This is a genomic window from Thermococcus sp. 4557, from assembly GCF_000221185.1.
Lineage (GTDB): Archaea > Methanobacteriota_B > Thermococci > Thermococcales > Thermococcaceae > Thermococcus.
In genome coordinates, this window is the sequence record NC_015865.1 from 402,361 (window position 1) to 421,276 (window position 18,916).

At 57.7% G+C, this 18,916-nt stretch carries 19 protein-coding genes; 8 read left to right on the top strand and 11 right to left on the bottom strand.

From position 1 onward, the window contains the following. Positions 1-43 precede the first annotated feature (43 nt). Positions 44-1,897 (bottom strand): prolyl oligopeptidase family serine peptidase, encoded by a 1,854-nt coding sequence (locus tag GQS_RS01930; RefSeq protein ID WP_014011982.1) that lies wholly within the window; start codon positions 1,895-1,897, stop codon positions 44-46. A gap of 186 nt (positions 1,898-2,083) precedes the next feature. Between GQS_RS01930 and GQS_RS01935 the strand changes: the two genes are divergently transcribed. Together GQS_RS01935 and GQS_RS01940 are read left to right on the top strand one after the other, a co-directional pair. Continuing rightward, a complete protein-coding gene (locus GQS_RS01935; RefSeq protein WP_014011983.1) occupies positions 2,084-2,272 on the top strand; it encodes a hypothetical protein in 189 nt (62 codons plus the stop codon). Then, positions 2,241-3,536, top strand: coding sequence for a sodium:solute symporter (locus GQS_RS01940; protein WP_083818274.1), 1,296 nt, complete (start codon positions 2,241-2,243; stop codon positions 3,534-3,536). Before GQS_RS01935 ends, GQS_RS01940 begins: the two co-directional genes overlap by 32 nt. On the opposite strand, the gene GQS_RS01945 is transcribed toward GQS_RS01940, so the two are convergent. The 4 genes from GQS_RS01945 to thiC are packed head-to-tail and all read right to left on the bottom strand — an operon-like array spanning position 3,526 to position 6,983. Further along, entirely contained in the window at positions 3,526-4,113 is a 588-nt protein-coding gene (locus tag GQS_RS01945; RefSeq protein WP_014011985.1) for an IMP cyclohydrolase, read from the bottom strand. The genes GQS_RS01940 and GQS_RS01945 overlap by 11 nt on opposite strands. Further along, entirely contained in the window at positions 4,110-5,042 is a 933-nt protein-coding gene (locus GQS_RS01950; RefSeq protein ID WP_014011986.1) for a formate--phosphoribosylaminoimidazolecarboxamide ligase, read from the bottom strand. Before GQS_RS01950 ends, GQS_RS01945 begins: the two co-directional genes overlap by 4 nt. After that, positions 5,039-5,698, bottom strand: a complete 660-nt coding sequence (locus tag GQS_RS01955; protein WP_014011987.1) for a phosphoribosylaminoimidazolesuccinocarboxamide synthase — start codon at positions 5,696-5,698, stop codon at positions 5,039-5,041. Before GQS_RS01955 ends, GQS_RS01950 begins: the two co-directional genes overlap by 4 nt. A 4-nt stretch (positions 5,699-5,702) precedes the next feature. Next, positions 5,703-6,983 carry a phosphomethylpyrimidine synthase ThiC gene (gene thiC / locus GQS_RS01960; RefSeq protein ID WP_014011988.1) on the bottom strand — a complete coding sequence of 427 codons (1,281 nt, stop codon included), beginning with the start codon at positions 6,981-6,983 and terminating at the stop codon, positions 5,703-5,705. A gap of 94 nt (positions 6,984-7,077) precedes the next feature. Between thiC and GQS_RS01965 the strand changes: the two genes are divergently transcribed. Both GQS_RS01965 and GQS_RS01970 read left to right on the top strand, forming a co-directional pair. Then, complete coding sequence (locus GQS_RS01965) at positions 7,078-7,830, top strand: sulfide-dependent adenosine diphosphate thiazole synthase (protein WP_014011989.1); 753 nt, start codon at positions 7,078-7,080, stop codon at positions 7,828-7,830. A 4-nt stretch (positions 7,831-7,834) separates the two neighbouring features. After that, a complete protein-coding gene (locus GQS_RS01970; protein ID WP_014011990.1) occupies positions 7,835-9,130 on the top strand; it encodes a PfkB family carbohydrate kinase in 1,296 nt (431 codons plus the stop codon). Here the strand turns inward: GQS_RS01970 and GQS_RS01975 are convergent. Genes GQS_RS01975 through GQS_RS01995 form a run of 5 tightly spaced genes read right to left on the bottom strand, consistent with a single transcriptional unit; the run spans position 9,105 to position 13,370 of the window. Continuing rightward, entirely contained in the window at positions 9,105-10,235 is a 1,131-nt protein-coding gene (locus GQS_RS01975) for a hypothetical protein (protein ID WP_014011991.1), read from the bottom strand. The genes GQS_RS01970 and GQS_RS01975 overlap by 26 nt on opposite strands. After that, the gene (locus GQS_RS01980; RefSeq protein ID WP_148236352.1) at positions 10,207-10,833 is read right to left on the bottom strand and encodes a hypothetical protein; all 627 of its coding nucleotides are present in this window, start codon (positions 10,831-10,833) and stop codon (positions 10,207-10,209) included. The genes GQS_RS01975 and GQS_RS01980 overlap by 29 nt, the downstream gene beginning before the upstream one ends. Positions 10,834-10,871: 38 nt before the next feature. Next, on the bottom strand, positions 10,872-11,624 hold the full coding sequence (locus GQS_RS01985) for a heparan-alpha-glucosaminide N-acetyltransferase (RefSeq protein ID WP_014011993.1): 753 nt from the start codon (positions 11,622-11,624) through the stop codon (positions 10,872-10,874). Between the two features lie 45 nt (positions 11,625-11,669). Further along, a complete protein-coding gene (gene mrtA, locus GQS_RS01990; protein WP_014011994.1) occupies positions 11,670-12,272 on the bottom strand; it encodes a CPBP family archaeomyxosortase MrtA in 603 nt (200 codons plus the stop codon). Positions 12,273-12,305: 33 nt separating this feature from the next. Continuing rightward, the gene (locus GQS_RS01995) at positions 12,306-13,370 is read right to left on the bottom strand and encodes a peptidylprolyl isomerase (protein ID WP_014011995.1); all 1,065 of its coding nucleotides are present in this window, start codon (positions 13,368-13,370) and stop codon (positions 12,306-12,308) included. 182 nt (positions 13,371-13,552) lie between these two features. Between GQS_RS01995 and cysS the strand changes: the two genes are divergently transcribed. The 3 genes from cysS to GQS_RS02010 all read left to right on the top strand — a co-directional run bounded on the left by cysS (position 13,553) and on the right by GQS_RS02010 (position 16,052). Beyond that, entirely contained in the window at positions 13,553-14,983 is a 1,431-nt protein-coding gene (gene cysS, locus GQS_RS02000) for a cysteine--tRNA ligase (RefSeq protein WP_014011996.1), read from the top strand. An 88-nt stretch (positions 14,984-15,071) separates the two neighbouring features. Further along, a complete protein-coding gene (locus GQS_RS02005; RefSeq protein ID WP_014011997.1) occupies positions 15,072-15,719 on the top strand; it encodes a phosphoribosyltransferase in 648 nt (215 codons plus the stop codon). Between the two features lie 12 nt (positions 15,720-15,731). Continuing rightward, complete coding sequence (locus tag GQS_RS02010) at positions 15,732-16,052, top strand: hypothetical protein (RefSeq protein WP_014011998.1); 321 nt, start codon at positions 15,732-15,734, stop codon at positions 16,050-16,052. Here the strand turns inward: GQS_RS02010 and GQS_RS02015 are convergent. Continuing rightward, entirely contained in the window at positions 16,031-17,821 is a 1,791-nt protein-coding gene (locus GQS_RS02015; protein ID WP_014011999.1) for a DUF4932 domain-containing protein, read from the bottom strand. The genes GQS_RS02010 and GQS_RS02015 overlap by 22 nt on opposite strands. Before the next feature lie 91 nt (positions 17,822-17,912). On the opposite strand from GQS_RS02015, the gene GQS_RS02020 reads away from it, so the two are divergent. Next, complete coding sequence (locus GQS_RS02020; RefSeq protein WP_014012000.1) at positions 17,913-18,905, top strand: metal ABC transporter solute-binding protein, Zn/Mn family; 993 nt, start codon at positions 17,913-17,915, stop codon at positions 18,903-18,905. The last annotated feature ends 11 nt before the right edge of the window (positions 18,906-18,916 follow it).

Genomic DNA, 18,916 nt, shown 5'->3' on the forward strand with positions numbered 1-18,916 from the left:
ACGAAGTTCAGCGGACATTTTTTAGTGGAAAATAAAAAAGATGTTAGAGACCCAGGGTCTTAATCACAAAAGCCGCCAGATCCGTCAGCTCCCTCGCCCTCGTTTCGGGTGATGCACCCATGTGGCCGCTCTTCGTCTCGACGCGGAGGTAAACGGGCGCACCTATCTCCCTCAGCTTCATGAAGAACTTGAGGGCGTGTGCGGGATGCACGCGGTCGTCGTGGAGGCCCGTGTAGATGAGCGTCGGGGGATAGCTCTTCTCGGGGTCAACGTTGTGGTAAGGGCTGTACTTCAGCAGAAACTCCCTGTCCTTCGGGTCGTCGGGGTTTCCGTACTCAGGGATCCAAACGCTGCCGATGTAGAGCTTGTGGAAGCGCATCATGTCTATGACAGGATAGCCTATCAGCGCCGCGTCCATAACGTCCGGCCGCTGGGTGAGTGTGGCAGAAACCAAAAGCCCGCCGTTGCTCCTGCCCCAGGCGGCAACCCTGTAGCCCTCGGCCTTGAGCTTGCCGAGAACGGCTATGAAGTCGTCGAAGACGTTCCCCTTGTTCTCCCTCATTCCGGCGCGATGCCACTCCTCGCCGTACTCAGAACCCCCGCGCAGATTGGCCATCACGAAGGTCCCGCCGCGCTTTATGAACGGAATCACCTGCGGGAAGAAGCGGGGCGTCAGTGAAATGTTGAAGCCACCGTAGCCGAAGACCCAGGCCTTCTTTTCGTCCCTCTCGCCTTTGACCATGAAGTAATGAACCTTCGTGCCGTCCTTTGAGGCGGCGAAGTCTTCACTTATCGTGAACTCACCCCCGACTTCATTTCCGTCGAGGAGGTTAAGCCCGCCGTCGAACTCGTAGAGCCTGTACGGAACCGTGAAGCTCTCGTACCTTATGAGCACTTTCTTTCCATCGGCGTCCGTCGGGTAGGCGCTTCCCAGACGGTCAAAGGTTATCTCCTCAAGCTTTTCACCGTCCAGGGAGTAGACCTCAAGGCGGTAGCTCGCGTGGACGAGCCTGCCGGCGAGGATTTTGCCGTCAGCGATAACTGCCCATTCAAGGGGGAACTCATCCTCTGGAATGACCTCAGTGACGTTCTCGCCCTCTACTGCAATCACCTTTCCACGGCCGGTTCCTTCCCTGGTGAGAACGTAGAGCCTGCCGTTGATGATGTCTATGGGCTCGACCGGCACTTCGGCGGAGTAGACTTTCTGCCATCTTTCTGGCTCTTCAATGGGGCCGATGTAGATATCCGCCCTGTTCCAGCCGAAGGTCACCGTAACCATCGCCCACTTCCCGTCGGTGTTCTTCCTCAGCCCGATGAAGTAGCCGGAGCCGAGGCCCTCGCCGAAGACCATCCTTTCCCCGTTCGCATCCTTCCGGAAGAGCCTCACCGCCGGAGCCTTAACGCCGTCGGGTGTTTCACCGTGCCGGTAGAAGCGGGAGAAGTAGTATCCGTCCTCAAGGAATGTAACGTTCCAGACAGAAGGCTTCATCTCATCGATGAGTTCTCCGGTTTCAAGGTCTATGATTCTCGTTATCCCCTCGTCGGCGCCTCCGATGGAGAAGCTGTAGGCTAGGAACCTTCCCTTTCCGTCGGCTGTGAAGCCCTGTAGCAGAACCTCGTCGTTGAGCTCCTCCTCAAGCCTCTTTGAATCAACTATGGCCTCCCCATCGAGCCATCTGATGAGCTGTCTCTCCCTCTCCTTGTACAGTGCTATGATGCCCTTCTCGGTGAGCTTCGCACCGTAGAGCGTCGGCATCGAGTAGTACTCCCAGACCTCCGGAAACAGTTCGTCGCTCAGCTCTCCAATGAACTCCCTAAAGCGCTTGTTCTCCTCATCGACCACCTTTAAAACGCGCTCATCTTCGAGGTTTTCCATCCAGATGTACGGGTCTCCCATGAGAATCACCATTAAGATGGTGGCCTTAGCGCTAATAAGGATATCGGTGAAGCCCGAAAAGCGGTGTGTCAGAACGACAGAAATGGGCGGGGGTAAGTTGTCCATTTTGCCGTTGTTACAGGATTTCATGGAAAAAAGTTATATTGAGCCGCGGTCTTTCTTGACTGTCGCATTGAGGTGTCAAAAATGGACGCGATATGGACGACAATAGCGATCTACATGGGAGCGATGCTAGCGATATCAGCGTACGCGCGGAAGTATATCAAAACCTCGGCCGACTTCCTGCTTGCCGGAAGGAGGCTGGGACTGGGACTCAGCGTAGGAACCCTTGCAGCCACTCACTATGGTGGTGGCTTTCATCCTGGGCGGAGCTAGCTGGGGAGCAACGTATGGGTTAGGTGGAATTTGGTACGGCTTCGCCTGCGGCCTGGGGCTTCTGGTTCTCGGTCTGACCCTTGCGAGGCCCATGCGCGCGCTGGCACTTTACACCGTGCCGGACGTTCTGGAGATGCGCTATAGGAGCAAGACCATCCGTTTACTCGCCGCCCTGCTGTCGCTCCTGGCGCTCGTCGGAATACTGGGAGCGCAGGTCTGGGCAGCCTCTGCGATCTTCGAGGCGATTGGACTGCCCAGCACGGCTGGGGCGGTGCTTGCGACGCTGGTCTTCATAGTCTACACTGCCTTTTCAGGACTGTGGGCGGTGGCGCTTACGGATTTCGTTCAGGTAATCATTGGAAGCGTTGGAATCTTCGTGGCCGTGGTTCTCGGCCTCATAAAGGTGGGGGGAATAAACGGTCTGAGGGGTGCACTGGAGGGCATCCAGGGCCTTCCCCAGCCGGCCTCAAGCTACTTCAGCCTCACCTCGCTGGGAGCATCTCTCCTGGCCCTGACGCTCCTGGCCACGGTGATGTACACCCTCATTGGCCAGGACTTTTATCAGAGGCTGTTCGCAGCGAAGGACGAGAAGACGGCAAGGAGAGGCGCGATATACGCCGGCGCTCTGCTCATGGCACTCTCGTTCCTGCCGGCGCTTGCGGGAATGCTCGCCATAGCCATCTCAGGCAACCCGGAGTCAATAATAAACTCACCGAAGACCGCCGTGCCCGCGCTGGTCATCACGGTCTTCGGGAGTGGTGTGGGAGCAATATTCGTGGCGGCCGTTCTGGCCGCGGTGATGAGCACCGCCGATTCCCTCCTATCCGCGGCAACATCCCACGTGGTGAGGGACCTCTACGCCAGCTTCATCAATCCCAACGCCGATGAAAAGAAGCTGCTGAACCTTTCGGTGATAACCACCGTCGCCATCGGCCTGCTGTCCCTGGCGGCGGCGCTCACCATCCAGGGAATCGTGGAGCTGCTGATATACTCTTACGATGTGTACACCTCGGGCGTCTTCATACCCCTCGTGCTCGGCATTTACTGGAGACGGGCCACGAAGGAGGGCGCTTTGGCGGGTATGGCAGCAGGTTCCCTGACCGCGGTGCTCGGAATAACCGGTGTCGTGTCCTTCCAGTACTGGGAGTACATCTACGTCAGCGGGGCGCTGGTGTCTGCCGTGGTTATGGTGCTCGTGAGCCTCGCCACCAGGGCAGAGCCGCTTGAAGAAGAGTTAGAAAAAGTCTTTTCGGTCAGGGGCTGACGGCCAGTCCCCAACCGTTTTCTTTTCTCAGTATTCCTATTGCGAGCACCTTGTTTCCAAATGGGAGCTCCATAACTTTGTACGCAAGCTCCTGGGCGGTAGTGAACTGTGGGAACTCTATCTCCGCGAAGCCAAGATTGTACGTCGCTGTGACGAAGGCCTTCCCTTCCCTCAGAGTTAGTTCTTTTACCCAGAACTCGTCCCTTCCAGCGAAGCCGAGCCACCCTCTGCCGTTTCTCCCCACGATGCCCGCTATCCTCGGCGTGCTGTAGGAGTCTCTCTCGTAGTCGAGGGCATCAAGAACGTGGATTAGGGCCTTTTTCGGGCTTTCCCATTCGAGGGCCTGGGCAATGAAGTCCGTCTGGAGGCCGTTCGTGACGACGGCGTATTCGCTGAGGAGCCTCATGACCGGGTAGCTGACGTAGGGGTTGTCGGTCTCCGTGAGGTTCTCGATGTAGACGGCGTTTTCCCTCACGATTGCCCTCCTCCTTGGGAAGGAGCGGGAGCAGAGGAGGTAGAAGGCGAAGGGCCTGCCGTTCATCAGTCCGACCCCGAGGGTTCTGCCCGTGTAGGTCATGTTACCACCTCCTCAAGCCGGTCTTCATCGAGGGCGAGCTTAATCTCGCGCGCTATCCTCTCGCCCATAAACATCGGCCTCTCCCAGTAGAGGGCCGGGTACCAGTGTCCGGCATTGCTACCGCCGTCTATGCGCGAGGCGAAGCCTATGCAGCGGAATTCACCATCGTAGGCGAAGTGGAGGGCGAAGGGACCTATGATGCCGGGAGGTTCAAGCTCCTCCATGGCCTCGACGAATGCCAAGCCGTAGCTGTACAGCTCGGGCAGGAGCGACTCCCTCAGCGCTACGGCCTTGTTTCCCGCTATGGTGTAGGGAAGGGTCCTGAAGGGCCGCCTCTTGTTTGCGTCCGCGATGACCAGGCGCTCATCAACGCCAAAGAGCTCCAGACGGTTTAAAATCGGCGAATAGAAGAAGTGGACGTAGAGGTAAACGCCGTCTGTGAAGCGTTCAATCCTGTAGGGTTCGCCCAGGCCTTTGATCTTCTCCTCCAGTTCATAACCGTAAGCCAAGAAGTGCCCACTTCCGCCCCTCGGTCCCTCAAGGCGGACAAAGTAAAGCTCGTCTGGCTTGGCCTCTTCGGGCTCGATGACTTCAACCGCCGGAATGCCGGCCTTTTCAAGGGCCCTATCCTGGAGCTCAAAGCTGGTTTCCCACTTGAGGAAACGCCTGTTGCCGAAGAACTTAGTCTCTGCTTTCTCGATGGCCTCTATGCCGAGGTATGCCACGAAAGAGCCGTGGGGTACGACGATGCCGTCATCACCGAGTACTTCCCTCATGTTTTCCGTTACGACGATTTCATCGACGAGCGGGATGGAGGAGTAGAAGGCCTTTCTATTCGGTTTGACGTAGAGCCTCGTTCTGAAGCCCTCTTTCTTTGCCCCCAGGAGTATCTGAAGGGAGGAATGGGAAGCTATGGTGGAGATTATCATTCTACCACCTCCAGGAGCTCTTCCTGGCTCAAAAGCCTTCCACCTTTCATAACGCGCATCGTGTCGCCGCTGAGCTCGTCTATCACCAGGAGCTCCCCATTCAGCCTGCCAAACTCCAGCTTGAAGTCTATCAGCTCAAGCCCCTTTGCGGAGAAGAACCCCGCCAGGATTTCGGCGACCCGTTTTGTTACCTCCTTCATCTCCTCCAGCTCGCCTTCGCTCGCTATACCGAGCCGTAATATTGCTTCTTCGGTTATGAGAGGGTCGCCGAGCGAGTCGTCCTTGAGGGTGAACTCAACTATTCCCAGCTCTTGGAGGGACTCCACCCATCCGCTGTATCTCCTGAGGAAGCTTCCGTAAGCCTTGAGGCGGTATATAGTCTCCAGCGGAATCCTCTCTGCCTTCAGAAAGCGCGCCCTCCTCTCGTCAATCCGCTCGACGAAGTGGGTCTTTACGCCGTTTCTCTCAAGGAGGCGGAAGAAGAACTCCGTCTGCTTGAGAACTGCACTCCCCTTGCCAGGTCTCTCGCCTATCACCTCGTTGCCACCCGTGTCCTCTCTGCCGTCTTCGCCCAGCAGGGAGTCCTTGAAGTAAAAGACCAGATACGGGCCGTCCTCGTAGACGTCCTTCGTCTTGCCGGAATAGATGAGCCTCAAGCTCTCACCCCTTCCTCAGCATGTCGTTGATGAGCTTTATCGCGCAGAGGTCACCGCACATGGAGCAGGCCTCTGTTTTAGTCGGCCTTTCTTTCCTTATCTCGATGAACCTGTCCTTGTCCTGGCTCAGTTCGAACTGCTTCGCCCAATTCAGTCTTCCCCTTGCCAGGCTCATGAGGTAATCCTTCTTAAAATCGGCCTCGAAGCGCGTTAGATTGACTGCGTGAGCGGCTATCCTGGCAGCTATAACCCCCTCCCTCACGTGCTCGGGGGTTGGGAGGCCGAGGTGCTCCGCTGGGGTGACGTAGCAGAGGAAGTCAGCCCCGTTTAGAGCGGCTATTGCTCCGCCTATGGCCGCCGTGATGTGGTCGTAGCCTGGGAAGACGTCGGTAACTATCGGACCCAACACATAGAAAGGAGCGTTATCCGTGGCGATCTTGGCCAGCTTCACCTGGGCTGCTATCTGATCTATCGGAACGTGGCCGGGCCCTTCGCCCATGGTCTGACCCCCTGCCTCTCTGGCTCTCCTAACGAGCCTTCCGAGGGTGTAAAGCTCGGCTATCTGCAGTTCGTCGCCGGCATCGGGCAGTCCGCCGGGCCTCAGCCCGTCGCCGAGGCTTAGGACGACGTCATACTCCCCGGCGAGCTCAAGGAGGTAGTCGTAGTCTCTGTAGAACGGGTTCTCCTCGCCCCAGTGGAGTATCCACGCCGCGAGGAAGGTTCCTCCGCGCGAGACCATGCCGACGACGCGCTTAACGCGCTTCATTTTCTCGACGACTTCCTTGGTCACTCCAACGTGAATGGTAGTATAGTCAACGCCGTCCCTGAAGTGCTTCTCGACGGCTTTCCACATGTCGTCCTCGCCCATCTCGATGATGGCCTTTCCCTTAGCCAGCATCTCCTCTGCAGCCTGGTATATTGGAACGGTTCCGATGGGCACGTCAACGGCGTGCATGATGGCCTTCCTTATCGAATCGAGGTCGCCACCAGTTGAGAGGTCCATTATCGTGTCGGCACCGTATTTGACGGCAACCTTCGCCTTCTCTATCTCCGCTTTGACGTCAACGATGTCGCGGGATGTTCCAATGTTGGCGTTGACCTTAACACGGACGACGTCGCCGACCGCGACGGGCTTAACCCAGTCGTGGCGGACGTTGCGGAAGATGACGGTGTGGCCCTTGGCCACGCTTCTCCTGAGCTTTTCAGGCTCTATTCCCTCCCCCTCGGCGATGAACTTCATCTCCTCCGTGATTATCCCGCGTTTGGCCTCCTCAAGCTGGGTCATTCCCATCACCCGGTTTTAAAACCCGTTTATAACAAAGTTTTTAAATTCCAAAACTTAGTTTTGAGCGGGACTTAAAAGGTTTTGGGTGGTGGAGATGCTAAGGGAGATTGAGATAAGCAGGGCGATAATAGAGGCTTACACTGCCGAGCTTCTCGAAAGCCTGAGCCTCGATGTCGCCATAGTAGGTGCCGGCCCCTCCGGAATGGTTGCCGGCTACTACTTGGTCAAGAACGGTGCGAAAGTGGCAATCTTCGAGAAGAAGCTCTCAATCGGGGGCGGAATCTGGGGCGGTGCGATGGGGTTCAATAAAGTCGTCGTTCAGGAGGAGGCGAGAGAAATCCTCGACGAGTTCGGGATAGATTACAGGCCCTTTAAAAACGGCCTCTACGTCGCTGACGCAATCGAGACGGCAACGACGATAGCGAGCAGAGCCGTAAATGCCGGCGTGAGGTTCTTCAACATGATTGAGGTGGAGGATTTGGTTCTCAAGGACAACCGCGTCGCTGGGATCGTTATTAACTGGACGCCGGTCATGATGACGGGCCTTCACGTTGACCCGCTCACAGTTGAGGCCAGGTTCGTGGTTGACTCGACCGGCCACGGGGCGCAGGTGAGCCAACACCTTGTGAGGCGCGGCCTCCTCCAGGTTCCGGGCGAGGGTCCGATGTGGGCGGAGAAGGGTGAGGAGCTGACGGTGAAGCACACGAGGGAGGTCTTTCCTGGACTCTACGTCACCGGCATGGCGGCAAACGCGCTGGCAGGAGCGCCGAGGATGGGGCCGATATTCGGCGGAATGTTCCTGAGCGGGAGGAAAGCGGCCCTCGAAATCCTTGAGAAGCTGGGGTGATGGAATGGCCGTCCTGATTGTAGCGGGCCTCGACACGGGTGGCGGGGCCGGTTTAAAGGCCGACATCGAGACGGTCTCCGCTCTGGGCGAGCATCCGCTCCCGGTTCTGACGGCGGTGACCTACCAGAACCCCTCGGAGGTGGGGGGCTACCACACCCTTCCGCCCGAAGTCGTGAGGGAGGGGATACGGGCCGTTAAGGACGGCTTTGAGGTTAAAGCGGTCAAAATCGGGATGCTCGGGAGCGGTGAGGTTGCCCGGGTCGTGAGGGAAGAGACTGAAGGCCTAACCCGGGTTTTCGACCCCGTGATTGCCTCAAGCACCGGAAGAAAGCTCATTGACGACGTCAAAGTGCTCAAAGCTCTCATTCCCGGCTCGATAGTCACGCCAAACGTCCACGAGGCCGAAGCGCTGACCGGCATCGAAATCCGCTCGGCTGAAGATATGGGAAAAGCCGCAAAGGTTCTCGTGGAGAACCTTGGCGCCGAGGGCGCGGTCGTAACGGGGGGACACCTAAACTTTACCGACGTCCTCTACTGGAGAGGGAAGCTCTACGAGTTTCCGGGAGAAAAGGCCGAGGGCTTCACCCACGGAACCGGTTGTGCCTTCTCCTCCGCCCTGGCAACGTTTTTGGCCAAGGGGTTTGAGCTTCCGAAAGCCGTCGAGATGGCGAAGCGCTTCGTTGAAAACTCCATCAGGTTTTCGAAGGCGGAATCCAGGGCCGTAAACCCCCTCTGGGTGCTGGAGAGAAACTCTTATCGCTGGAGGGCCAGGGGAGAGCTTGAAAAAGCGGTTAAAGAGCTGGTGGCCTTTGGAGAGAGGCTCAACCCGCACGTTCCCGAGGTGGGAACGAACTTCGCCCTCGCGACGCCCTTTGGAGAAGTCTTTGCCGTCAAGGGCAGAATCGTCCGCTACGGGAAGACCGTAAAGCCCGTCGGCCCCGTTGAGCTCAACGCCAGCGACCACCTGAAGAGAGCCCTCCTCAAGATGCGCGACTTCTATCCAGAGCTTAAGGCGGTTCTGAACCTCCGCTACTCGGAGGAGCTGATAGAGAAGGCGGAGGAACTCGGCCTCGTCGTTTCGTTCTACGACAGACGGGAGGAGCCGGAGGATGTAAAGAGAGCCGAGAGGGGAACTATGGAATGGGGTATCGAGACCGCCGTGAAGAGGGCGGGAAGAAGGCCCGATTTGATCTACCACCTCGGCGACTGGGGCAAGGAGCCGATGACCCTAATCTTTGGAAGGGATGCGCGGGAGGTGGTGGAGAGGGTTAAGGCTATTCTTTCCCCCTCTCCTCGATGAAGACCCTCACGTGCTCCGGCGCCTTCTCCTTTATTTCCTCGGCCAGCTCCGGCCGCTCGAAATAGATTTTGAGGAGAACCTCACCCCTGCGCCACCGGTTTTCGATATTCTCGGCCATCTTTAGCGCGGCCTCGTGCAGTCCCGAGTTGATGAGTGCCACGGCGGCGGAGTGATACGCTTCATAGCTCCCTAGCTCCCTGGCCAGTTCCAGTCCGCTGTCGTAGAGTCCTCCCCAGGTAATCCTGTAAACCAGATGGGCCATTGCCTTCTCCCGGTATTCGTCTGGAAGACGGCGGTAAAATTCCTCCACCACATTGAATGGCACTTCGGAGCCTATCTCAAGGACCGCCGTGAGGAAGTGGTTTGGATTCCTGAGGGTCGAGATTACCTCCAGCGCGCCATCAACGTTGTCCCTGGTCAGAAGCATGGAGGTGAGCCGGGAGATTTCTTCCACCTCCCACGGGGCGTAAGCGGGAGGTAAGGCGTCGACGTCGAGGGGATAAGCGTCGAGCAGGAGGCGCAGTAGAGCTTTGGCCCTGCCGAGGGTTCGGGGGTAGTTTGAGTAGCCGAAGCGGAGGAGGGTTTCCATCATCGCCTCCATGTCCCTGACTGACATCGCGATGAATCTAACCGTGCCGTCGAGCCACTCATCAACCGGAACCTCATCGTACACCCACTGGTGCGGGCCGTACCATTCCAGCGAGAGGACGTGGATTCTCTCGCCGTCTGGGACGAGGTGGAGGTCTATGAAGGGGTCGTAAGATCCAAGGCCAAGCACGGGATGCTCGTCGAAAAACGGCTCGAGGTTTCCTCCTGTGAGGGCGCGGAGGTAGGGTGAATCATCAACGCGCCCCGTCCGGAGTTCGACCGGCTTGACGGGTCCCCTGATTCCAAGTATGGAGAAATTAAACGCCGCCAGCTCCTCAATGGCCCTGAGAATACCGCAGTCTGCCGAGAAGAGTGGGACTTCTCTGCTAATCAGGAGGTAATCCCTATCCTGCAAAATCGATGAGCGGTAATATTCAATGTCTCCACTCTCCAGGAGTTCCTTAAGATTATAAAGGAGTGTCCCCCTGTCAATCCCAAACTTCCAGTTTACTTTCATAGCCGACCACCTTGAGGAGAAGCCTGACCGGGGCTGTATTGCGCAGGAACCCCCGCTCCAGTCCTGGTGGGGAGTATCTCTCCCACAGCTCCCGCATATTCCACGGGAACGGTCCGAGGAGGAAGTCCTCTATTTCCCCCCGTACCTCGCTGGCCGGGATCTCCCTTCTGTCGCCGTCCCCAACCGCAACGAGAACACCGTCCTTGACCTCAAAGGCCGTCCCGTCTCCAGTACCGAACTCGTGAACGAGCCTTCCTCCTCTGACTCTGCCGGAGAGCTTTACACCTGTGATGTTGGCTATCTCCTGCGCGTCTCTGAACCTCCCGTCAATCCACGCGAGGAGGCAGAGCAGGCCCTCAACGAAGCCGAGGTAATCGGCCCGGCCCTTCACCACGACCCACCTACCGAGGGAGAACTCGACCTCCGCCTTCGGCCTGGCACATTCCCTGAGCCTATAATTCAATCCCGGTGAGAAGAGCTTTCCCACGAAGTCGCTCTCGTCCCTCGTCGCCTCGTCCACGAGGGCCTCCAGTGCGGCCTTCTTTATGCACTCTTCAAGATTGTCATCGATTAGAGACGCTCTAATTTCCACATCCATACGATTTGGGGTTGGAATGAACTTTTTAAAGATTGCGGTTACAGGGGAATCCCTGGCAGTGGGCCGTGGACGAGCCTCAGTAGCCCCACGAGCACCGGCTGGGGGAGGGGGGAAATAACCAGCGTGTGCCTGCCCGCGAAGGTTATAAAGTGGACCACGGGGCTCTGCGGCAGGGAAAGATGCATTTTTCTTGTTCCTCCGGGATAGAAAACGCTCCCCGCGACCATTCCCATGAGGTACACTCCAAACCATGGAAAAATCGGGAAGTAATCAGGGGCGAAGTAGTTCTCGGGCGTGATGCCCAGGGGAAGGAGCCAGAGGCCGTCGTGGAGGCCGTTCACCAGGAGATGGCCAAAGAGGAAAAAGAAGACCCAAAAGACGTTCTTCCTACCAAAGCGATAGAAAGGAACCGCCAGCAAGGTGGCCACGCCGAGGAAGTGGAGGATTCCAAAGTGAATCGTCATTTCGCCCGGGAGAAGGAAGGTGACGAGGGTTATGAGCATACCGAGGCCGAAGAGCTTGAGAAAGCGCCGGAAATACTTCCTGTACGGTCGGGGGTTTCTCTTTACCGTTCGGGAATAGCTTATCCAGAATGAGAGCCCCGATGTGAAGACGAATATCGAGGCGGTGGCAACCGCGAAGGAGAACCAGAATGTACGGTGTTCGGCATAGCCCAGGAAGAGCCAGAGGTCCGTGACGAAGTTTGAGACCACCATCATCGTTATTCCGATACCGCGCAGGAGGTCAACCTCCCAGTACCGGCCCTTCAGGTACACTTCGGCGCCGAGCATAAGGTCTCTTGGGGTCCATCCCTAATAGCAGTTTCGCCCTCCGGCCTACAGGAGGACACACAGGACGTCGAAGAGCACCGAACCGAGCCAGTGGAGGAGAAAGCTGGGAAGGAAGCTCCCGGCCCGAAGGTCGAGCTTGGCGAAGACTATCCCCGCCACGAACGAATAGGGAACCTCTATGCCAGGCTTTCCAATGTGGACGAGGGCGTAGGGAACGTCCTGCGCCAGAATCCCGAGCCACTCGTTCCTCTTTGCGAGGGGGAAGAGTATTATTCCCCTGTAAAACGCCTCGTGGGCGAACATTATGGCCCCAACGGCCAGCTCCTTGACGATGAAATCAAGCGGTCCCGAGTATTCGAATATCGGATAGTACTCCTTCATCGATGGAATCGTCGTGCCGTAGAGGCTCAGCGGAATGGTGGCAATGAAAAGGAAGAGGGCCCACCGATACTCGGAAAGCCTGCCCGCCTGAACCCCCAGCTCCCTCCGCTCGAAACCGAGGGCATACGCTAGGACCAGGGGAAGGACAAAGTAAAACAGGACGTTGTAGCCCGCCCAGAGGAAGAGCCCGCCGCCGCTGTAGCGGACCGCGATGATAAATGGTAGGGAGAGTGCATAGAGAACGTACGGGTTGCGTCTGAATTTCATGGAGAAAAGTTGGGGGAGGAGAATAAAAGCTTTTCACTCCTCCTTGGACTCGCCCTTCTTCTCCTCGGCCGCCTTAGTCTTCTTCTTGCTGGTGGTCTTCTTGGTCGTCGTTCTCCTGGTCTTCCTGCCCTTGGTGCTCTTTCTGGAGGTGCTCTTCCTGGTGGTCTTCTTTCTGGTCTTCTTCTCGGTCTCTTCCTTCTTCTCGGCCGTCTCGGCTTCCTCAGCAGGAGCCTCTTCGGCCTTTTCACTGGCGGGCTCCTCGGCTTCCTTTACCTCTTCCTTCTCCTTTTCCTCGACCTTGGTCTCGCTCTCCTCGGTCTTCTCAACGAGGGGCTCGCTGACCTCTTCCTCGAGCTCTACGACCTCAGTTTCCTCCTCTGAGGTCTCCTCTGGCGGCTTGAGGAGCTCGTCAACACCAGGCTTGAAGTTGACCTCCTCGTAGCCGATGAACTTGAGGTCGCTCTCGAGGAGTATCTCTCCGAGGACAAGGGTGTTCTTGTCAAGTCCGGCGTTGCTGAAGTCCACGGTAACGTCCTTCTCGCCGACCTCGATGATGACCTTCTCGGTATCCACTCTCGGCATGCGGAGCTCCATCAGGGCTTTGACCTTCTCTATCGGATCATCTATCTTCTCGACGACCTCGACCTCGTAGATGAGGTGCTTGCCTGCGTAGGGGTGGTTGAAATCAACCCTGACACGGCCGCCGCTGACGGTGAGGACGCGGCCCTTGAGCTTCCTGCCGCCCTCGGTCTCGATCTCAATGGGCATTCCCGGGAACGGGTAGATGCCCTGCCTCCTGAACTGGCCGAGGGTGAAGGTCTTTATGAGCTTGGGGTCGCGCTTTCCAAAGCCCTTCTCGGGCGGGACGATTATCTCGTACTTCTTCCCGACCTCGAGGCCCTCGAGCTGCTCGTCGAGGCCGCCGAGGACGTGACCGGCGCCGACGGCTATCGGAACCGGGCCGTAGATACCGTTCTCGTTGTAGATTCCGGCTTCCTTGGCAACCTCCTCGTAGGTGGTGTCAAAGACCTCGCCGGTCTCCTTGACCTTTCCGGTGTAGTGAAGCCTTATGACGTCTCCCTTCTGAACCTTCATCATCGTAACCTCCTTTCTCCTGCTCTACCCCGGATTGAGAGGGTTGCTTTTTAAGCTTTTGCCGGCGGCCCTGCACACACACTCCCAGACTTTCAAAAAAGAGCGGGCCGCGTACACAAATCTGGCCATAATGAAGGCGATAACCTAATAAAAGGGCTTTACAAAGTTCCCCCGGTGGTGAGAAGATGGCCATAAGAGTGTACAACACCCTGACGAAGCAGAAGGAAGAGTTCAGGCCTTTGAGAGACGGGGAGGTCAGGATGTACGTCTGTGGGCCAACGGTTTACGATTATACTCACCTCGGCCACGCCAGAACCTACGTGGCCTTCGACGTTATCCGGAGATACCTTGAGCACCGCGGCTACAGCGTTCTCATGGTTATGAACTTCACCGACATCGACGATAAAATCATCCGCAGGGCGAATGAAACCGGTGAAGACCCCAAGGAGCTCGCCGAGAGGTTCCTCCGCCTCTTCCTTGAGGACATGGAGGCCCTGAAGGTCAAGCCCGCAGATGTCTATCCGCGCGTCACCGAGCACATGGACGACATTATAGAGTTCGTGAGGAAGCTCCAGGAGAAGGGCTACGCCTACGAGGGAAGCGACGGCGTTTACTTTGAGGTTCAGAGGTTTAAGGACTACGGAAAGCTCAGCGGAATAAAGCTCGAGGAGCTCAGGAAGGGCGCTCGCGTTGAGCCCGGTGAGGGCAAGAAGAACCCGGAAGACTTCGCCCTCTGGAAGAAGGCCAAGCCGGGGGAGCCCAAATGGGAAAGCCCCTGGGGCGAGGGAAGACCGGGCTGGCACATAGAGTGCTCCACGATGAGCACCAAGTACCTCGGCGAGAGCTTCGACATCCACGGCGGTGGCAACGACCTGATATTCCCTCACCACGAGAACGAGATAGCCCAGACCGAAGCCTGCACAGGACACGAATGGGTTCACTACTGGCTCCACACCGGCTTCCTGATGGTGAACGGGGAAAAGATGAGCAAGAGCCTCGGCAACTTCGTGACTATCAGAGAAATGCTGGAGCGCTACAACCCAGAGGTTATAAGGCTCTTCATCCTCCAGAGGCACTACCGCTCGCCGCTTGACTACACTGAGGAAGGTATGGAGCACGCCAAGAACAACCTCGAGAGGCTCTACAACACCCTCGAGAACATCCGTGTGGCCATGGAGAGGGCCGATATAGCATTCAAATGGGGTCCGGAAGAGTTCGAGGCCTACGAGGCGATAAGAAACGCAAGGGAGAAGTTCCACGAGGCGATGGACGACGACTTCAACACCGCCGAAGCGTTAAAGGCCGTGTTCGAGGCGAGCAACGCGGTCAACAGGTACCTCACCGTGGTTGAGAAGCCGAAGGAGAGCATCCTCCGCAAGGCGCTGGAGTTCTTCAGGATGGTCAGCGAGGTCTTCGGCATCTTCGAGGACTACTTCAGGGAGCAGAGGGCCGGCGAGGAGGAGGCCCTTATTCAGCTCCTCATTGACGTCCGCGCCCAGCTCAGGAAGGAGAAGAACTTCGCCCTGGCGGACAAGATAAGGGCCGAGCTCAGGGAGATGGGTATTCAGCTCGAGGACACCCCGCAGGGAACGGTTTGGAAGAGAGTTAAGGTCTGATTTCGACCTTTTTTATCATCTCCCAATCAAGGCCAGGGAGCAAAACACTTAAATACACCCTTCCCTCCGCTCAATTAAGGGAAATCCAATGAAGAAGTTTCCAGCTTATCTCGCTTCTTGGGACGACATAGAAAGATGGGCAAAGGAAGGTGCCTGGAAGATTCTCGAAGACGGCTGGAAGCCCGATGTCGTGGTCGGGCTCGCCAGAGGAGGCTGGGTTGCAGCGAGGCTCTACTGCGACTACCTCGGCATCAAGGACCTGGTCAGCCTCAAAGTCGAACACTGGGGCGTCACAGCAACTCCGGACGGGAAGGCAAAGCTCAAGTACGGCACCAGCTACGACCTGAGCGGCAAGAAGGTTCTCATCGTCGACGACATCAGCGACACCGGTGAGAGCCTGACGCTCGCCAAGAACTACATCGAGGGCAAGGGGCCGGCAGAGATAAGGGTCGCCACGCTCCTCACCATCAGGGGTTCGCGCTTTAAGCCCGACTACTACGGCGAGGAGATCGATTGGGCGTGGATAGTCTTCCCGTGGAACTTCGTTGAGGACATGATAAACCTCGTTGGCAACCTCTTTGAGGAGAAGGAAGCCCTAACCACCGACGAAATCATCGACCTGTTCAGGGAGCTCCACGGGATGGAAGTCCCGAAGGGCAAGCTTGAGGAAGCCCTCAGAATGGCGGAGCGCAGGAAGGTTTTTAAGTTCCGCGAGGGAGCCTGGCGCAAAGCCTGAGGGTGTGATAGCTTGGACCGGGAAAAGAGGGTTCAGGAAATCAGAAACCACAGTGTTTACGCCAGGGAAATCTATGAAATGCACAGCGAGAGCATAGACGAGGTGCTCGAGAACTACGACGGTCTCAAGGAGGACTACCTCAACGACCACTCCAGGGCGAGAATCGTGAGGATCGTCTTCAACGAGGACAACGGTCTTCCGCTGGCGATTGAGTTCAACAGGAAGGACGACAGCTTCAAGGGCTTCACCATAGCCATCGGCAAACCCCACATCAAGAGCAACGGAAACGGAAAGGAAGGGGAGAAATCCCCTCAGGAAGACGCCAGCGGCTGAACGTAGAAGCCCATCTCTATTCCCTTTTCACTCCATATTTCGTAGCTGCTCAGGTAGTAGGTCGGGTTCTGGAAGAGGGCCGTCAGGTTCCTGTTCTCCCCCGCCACCCAGACGATGTAGTTCCCCGGGTTGTATGGGTTCCTCACGGCCATTATTACGGCAGTTCCTGTGATGTTCCCAAGCTCCCCCGTGATAACGGGGTCTTCATCGTTCTCCGTTAGAACGTAGGAGTAAACCTCTCGGTCAGGGTTCTTCTCGAGGACCCAGTGGCCGTCTCCCACGGGCACGAAGCGGAGCGGAAAGTTATCGTCCAGCTCATCGACGAGCGAGTTTGAGTAGGGTCCTCCGACCAGCACCAGGTTCGATTCCATGTCCCCGTCGGTGACGTTCACGTCCGCCTTGATCGAAACCTCCACCGTCCCGTTCCACTGGGAGTAAAAGACCCTGAGATTCTCTGCTATGGCCTCGGCCGTCTCCCTGTCCCTCTCGACACCCGCGGGGTCGGGGTTCTGGGTTCCGTAAACTACCACCACCCTACCTTCCACCGCACCCCTGTCGAAGGCCCTCAGCGGGGTTACGGGCACGCGCTCGCTGTAGAGCTTCCTGGCCTCCTCCTGCGGAACCATCTCCCTCAGGTCAACGAGCATCTCGTCCACGTAGTCGTCAAGGGGAACGGAGTTCTGGACGCTCATTGCGGTGTACTTGCCGTAGAGCTGGAGCACCTCGTCTATCCAGAACTCGCCCCAGGCCCTCTGGAGCCACACCGCCAGGGCCGCGTAGTCGGGGTCCACGCTGGAGAGCGCGAAGTCCAGCCAGCCGTCGGCGAAGCCCTCGTATATCATTCCCGTCCTGTCCCAGAAGTGAATGTCGTAGCGGGCGAGGTAGGGCATGTCCTCCTCTATGGTGTCCTCCAGGTAGGCCAGCGAATAGGTGTCGCCGTAGTTGGCGTAGAGGCCCGGCAGGGTGATGTCGTGGCCCAGCTCGTGGTAGACGAAGCCCAGGTAGACAAGCTCGTCGAGGCCGGTGTTGTTCACGTAGTCCCCGTTGAGGGGCAGGCCGAACATAGTGTCCCTCGCCGTCCTGTAGCTCCAGACCGTCCTCTGGGGGTCGCGCCTCACGAGCGGCACCATTCCACCGGCACCGTACACCTGGACGCCGTCCCTGACGGGGTTGAAGCTGTGGCCGTGTATTGCCACCAGGAACGGGTGCTGGAACTCGAAGCGGACGCTGGAAACGTCAGTGTAGCGCCCCATGAACCCGTCCGGCGGGAGGAGCGAGAGGGCGTTCTCGTATATCCCGAGATCCTCCAGGTAGTAATCCCGGTGGGTTCTGTAAAAGGTCGTGAAGTCGCTCTCCCTCGCGAAGTCCCTGAGGGCCTCGACGAATTCGAGGGTCCAGGGGTCGTCGATGTTCCCCCAGGGCTGTAGTTCTGGGGGTTCCGTGCAGAGGAGGAGGTAGTACTCGATGTAGAACAGCCTCATATCCCTCTCCGAGATGGAAGCGGCCTTTTCAAGGTGCTCCCGCAGCATCTGAACCGCGCGGTGGTTCCTGTAGGGGACGAAGTACGAATCAACCTCATCGAGGTAGCCGCCGCGGTCTATGACGAAGGGGTCGCCCCGTCCAAAGGCGAGGTAGTAAACGACGCTCAGCAGCTCGGAGTTGGGGCTTATCTCGACGCTCACCCGTTCGGTCACATCGTAGCCGGTCGCCTGCGGCGCGGCCGCTCCGATGAAGAGCGTAAGGATTATTAAAACCCACAGTCGCCTCATCACGACACCCGGTGGTATTTCGGCGGGGGATATTTAAAGCTTCCGAGGGCTTTTTAAATCGATTTCAGAAAAAGAGTTCGGGTGACCGAAAATGAGGGCGAGAGGATTGATTATCACACTCATCTTACTAACTGCGGCCGCAGGGCTCATCCCCTTCGCCGGAGCCTCCCCAGAGAAACTCCTGGTAGTGGCCACCATAGCCCCGATTGCCTCAATAGTTCAGGACGCCTTCGGGGACTCCGTGGATGTGGTTTACATAATTCCCCCCGGCGCGGATCCCCACGAGTACCAGCTGACCGCGAGCCAGATCGAACTCCTGAGGAAAGCCGACGTGATAGTAACCACCGGCGGCCACCTGCCCGTGGAGAAGAAGATAGCCGAGCTGAAGGAGGAGGGGACGATAACGGGGGAGGCACTTTTCCTCGACGACTACAAGCGCGAGGGCTTCCGCTATCTCCCCGAATACTGGTACAACGACAAGGACAACCCCCACGGCGTCTGGCTGGACCCGACCAACGCCCTGGCCATAGCGAGGGCTACCGAGAAGGCGCTCGAGAGGACCAACCCCGCGGAGGCCGGGCTTTACAGAGCGAGGTACAGGGACTTCGAGAGCAGGGTTGGGGCGATAGTGGAGGCATACAGGGCGCTGGTTGAGGGCAACAAAACCGCCGTCATCCAGATGCCGCCCGACGAGTACGCCATCGAGTGGCTTGGAATAAAGGCAATCGCCGCCATAAAGCCCGAGGAGGAAGTTCCCGCCATAGGCATCGACGAGCTCCTCGGAACCGCCGAAGGAACCGACCTCGTGGTCTACGCCCTCGACAGCCCCGACCAGATGAAGGACGCGGCGAAGGAGCTCGCCGCCAAGAGCGGGAAGCCGCTCGCCGAGATAACGGTCTTCTGGAGCGACAGGCCTTACACAGAGGTTCTAATCGAGAACAGCGCGGCCATTCTCAAGGCGCTGGGCGGAGAAAAGCCCAAAACCGAACCGGTTCAGAGGGACGACGTGGGGAGGTACGTGGCAATCTCTCTGGTTGTCGGCATCGTCCTTGGCGTCGCCCTCGGGGTCATACTCAAGAAATGATTCGCTCTTCT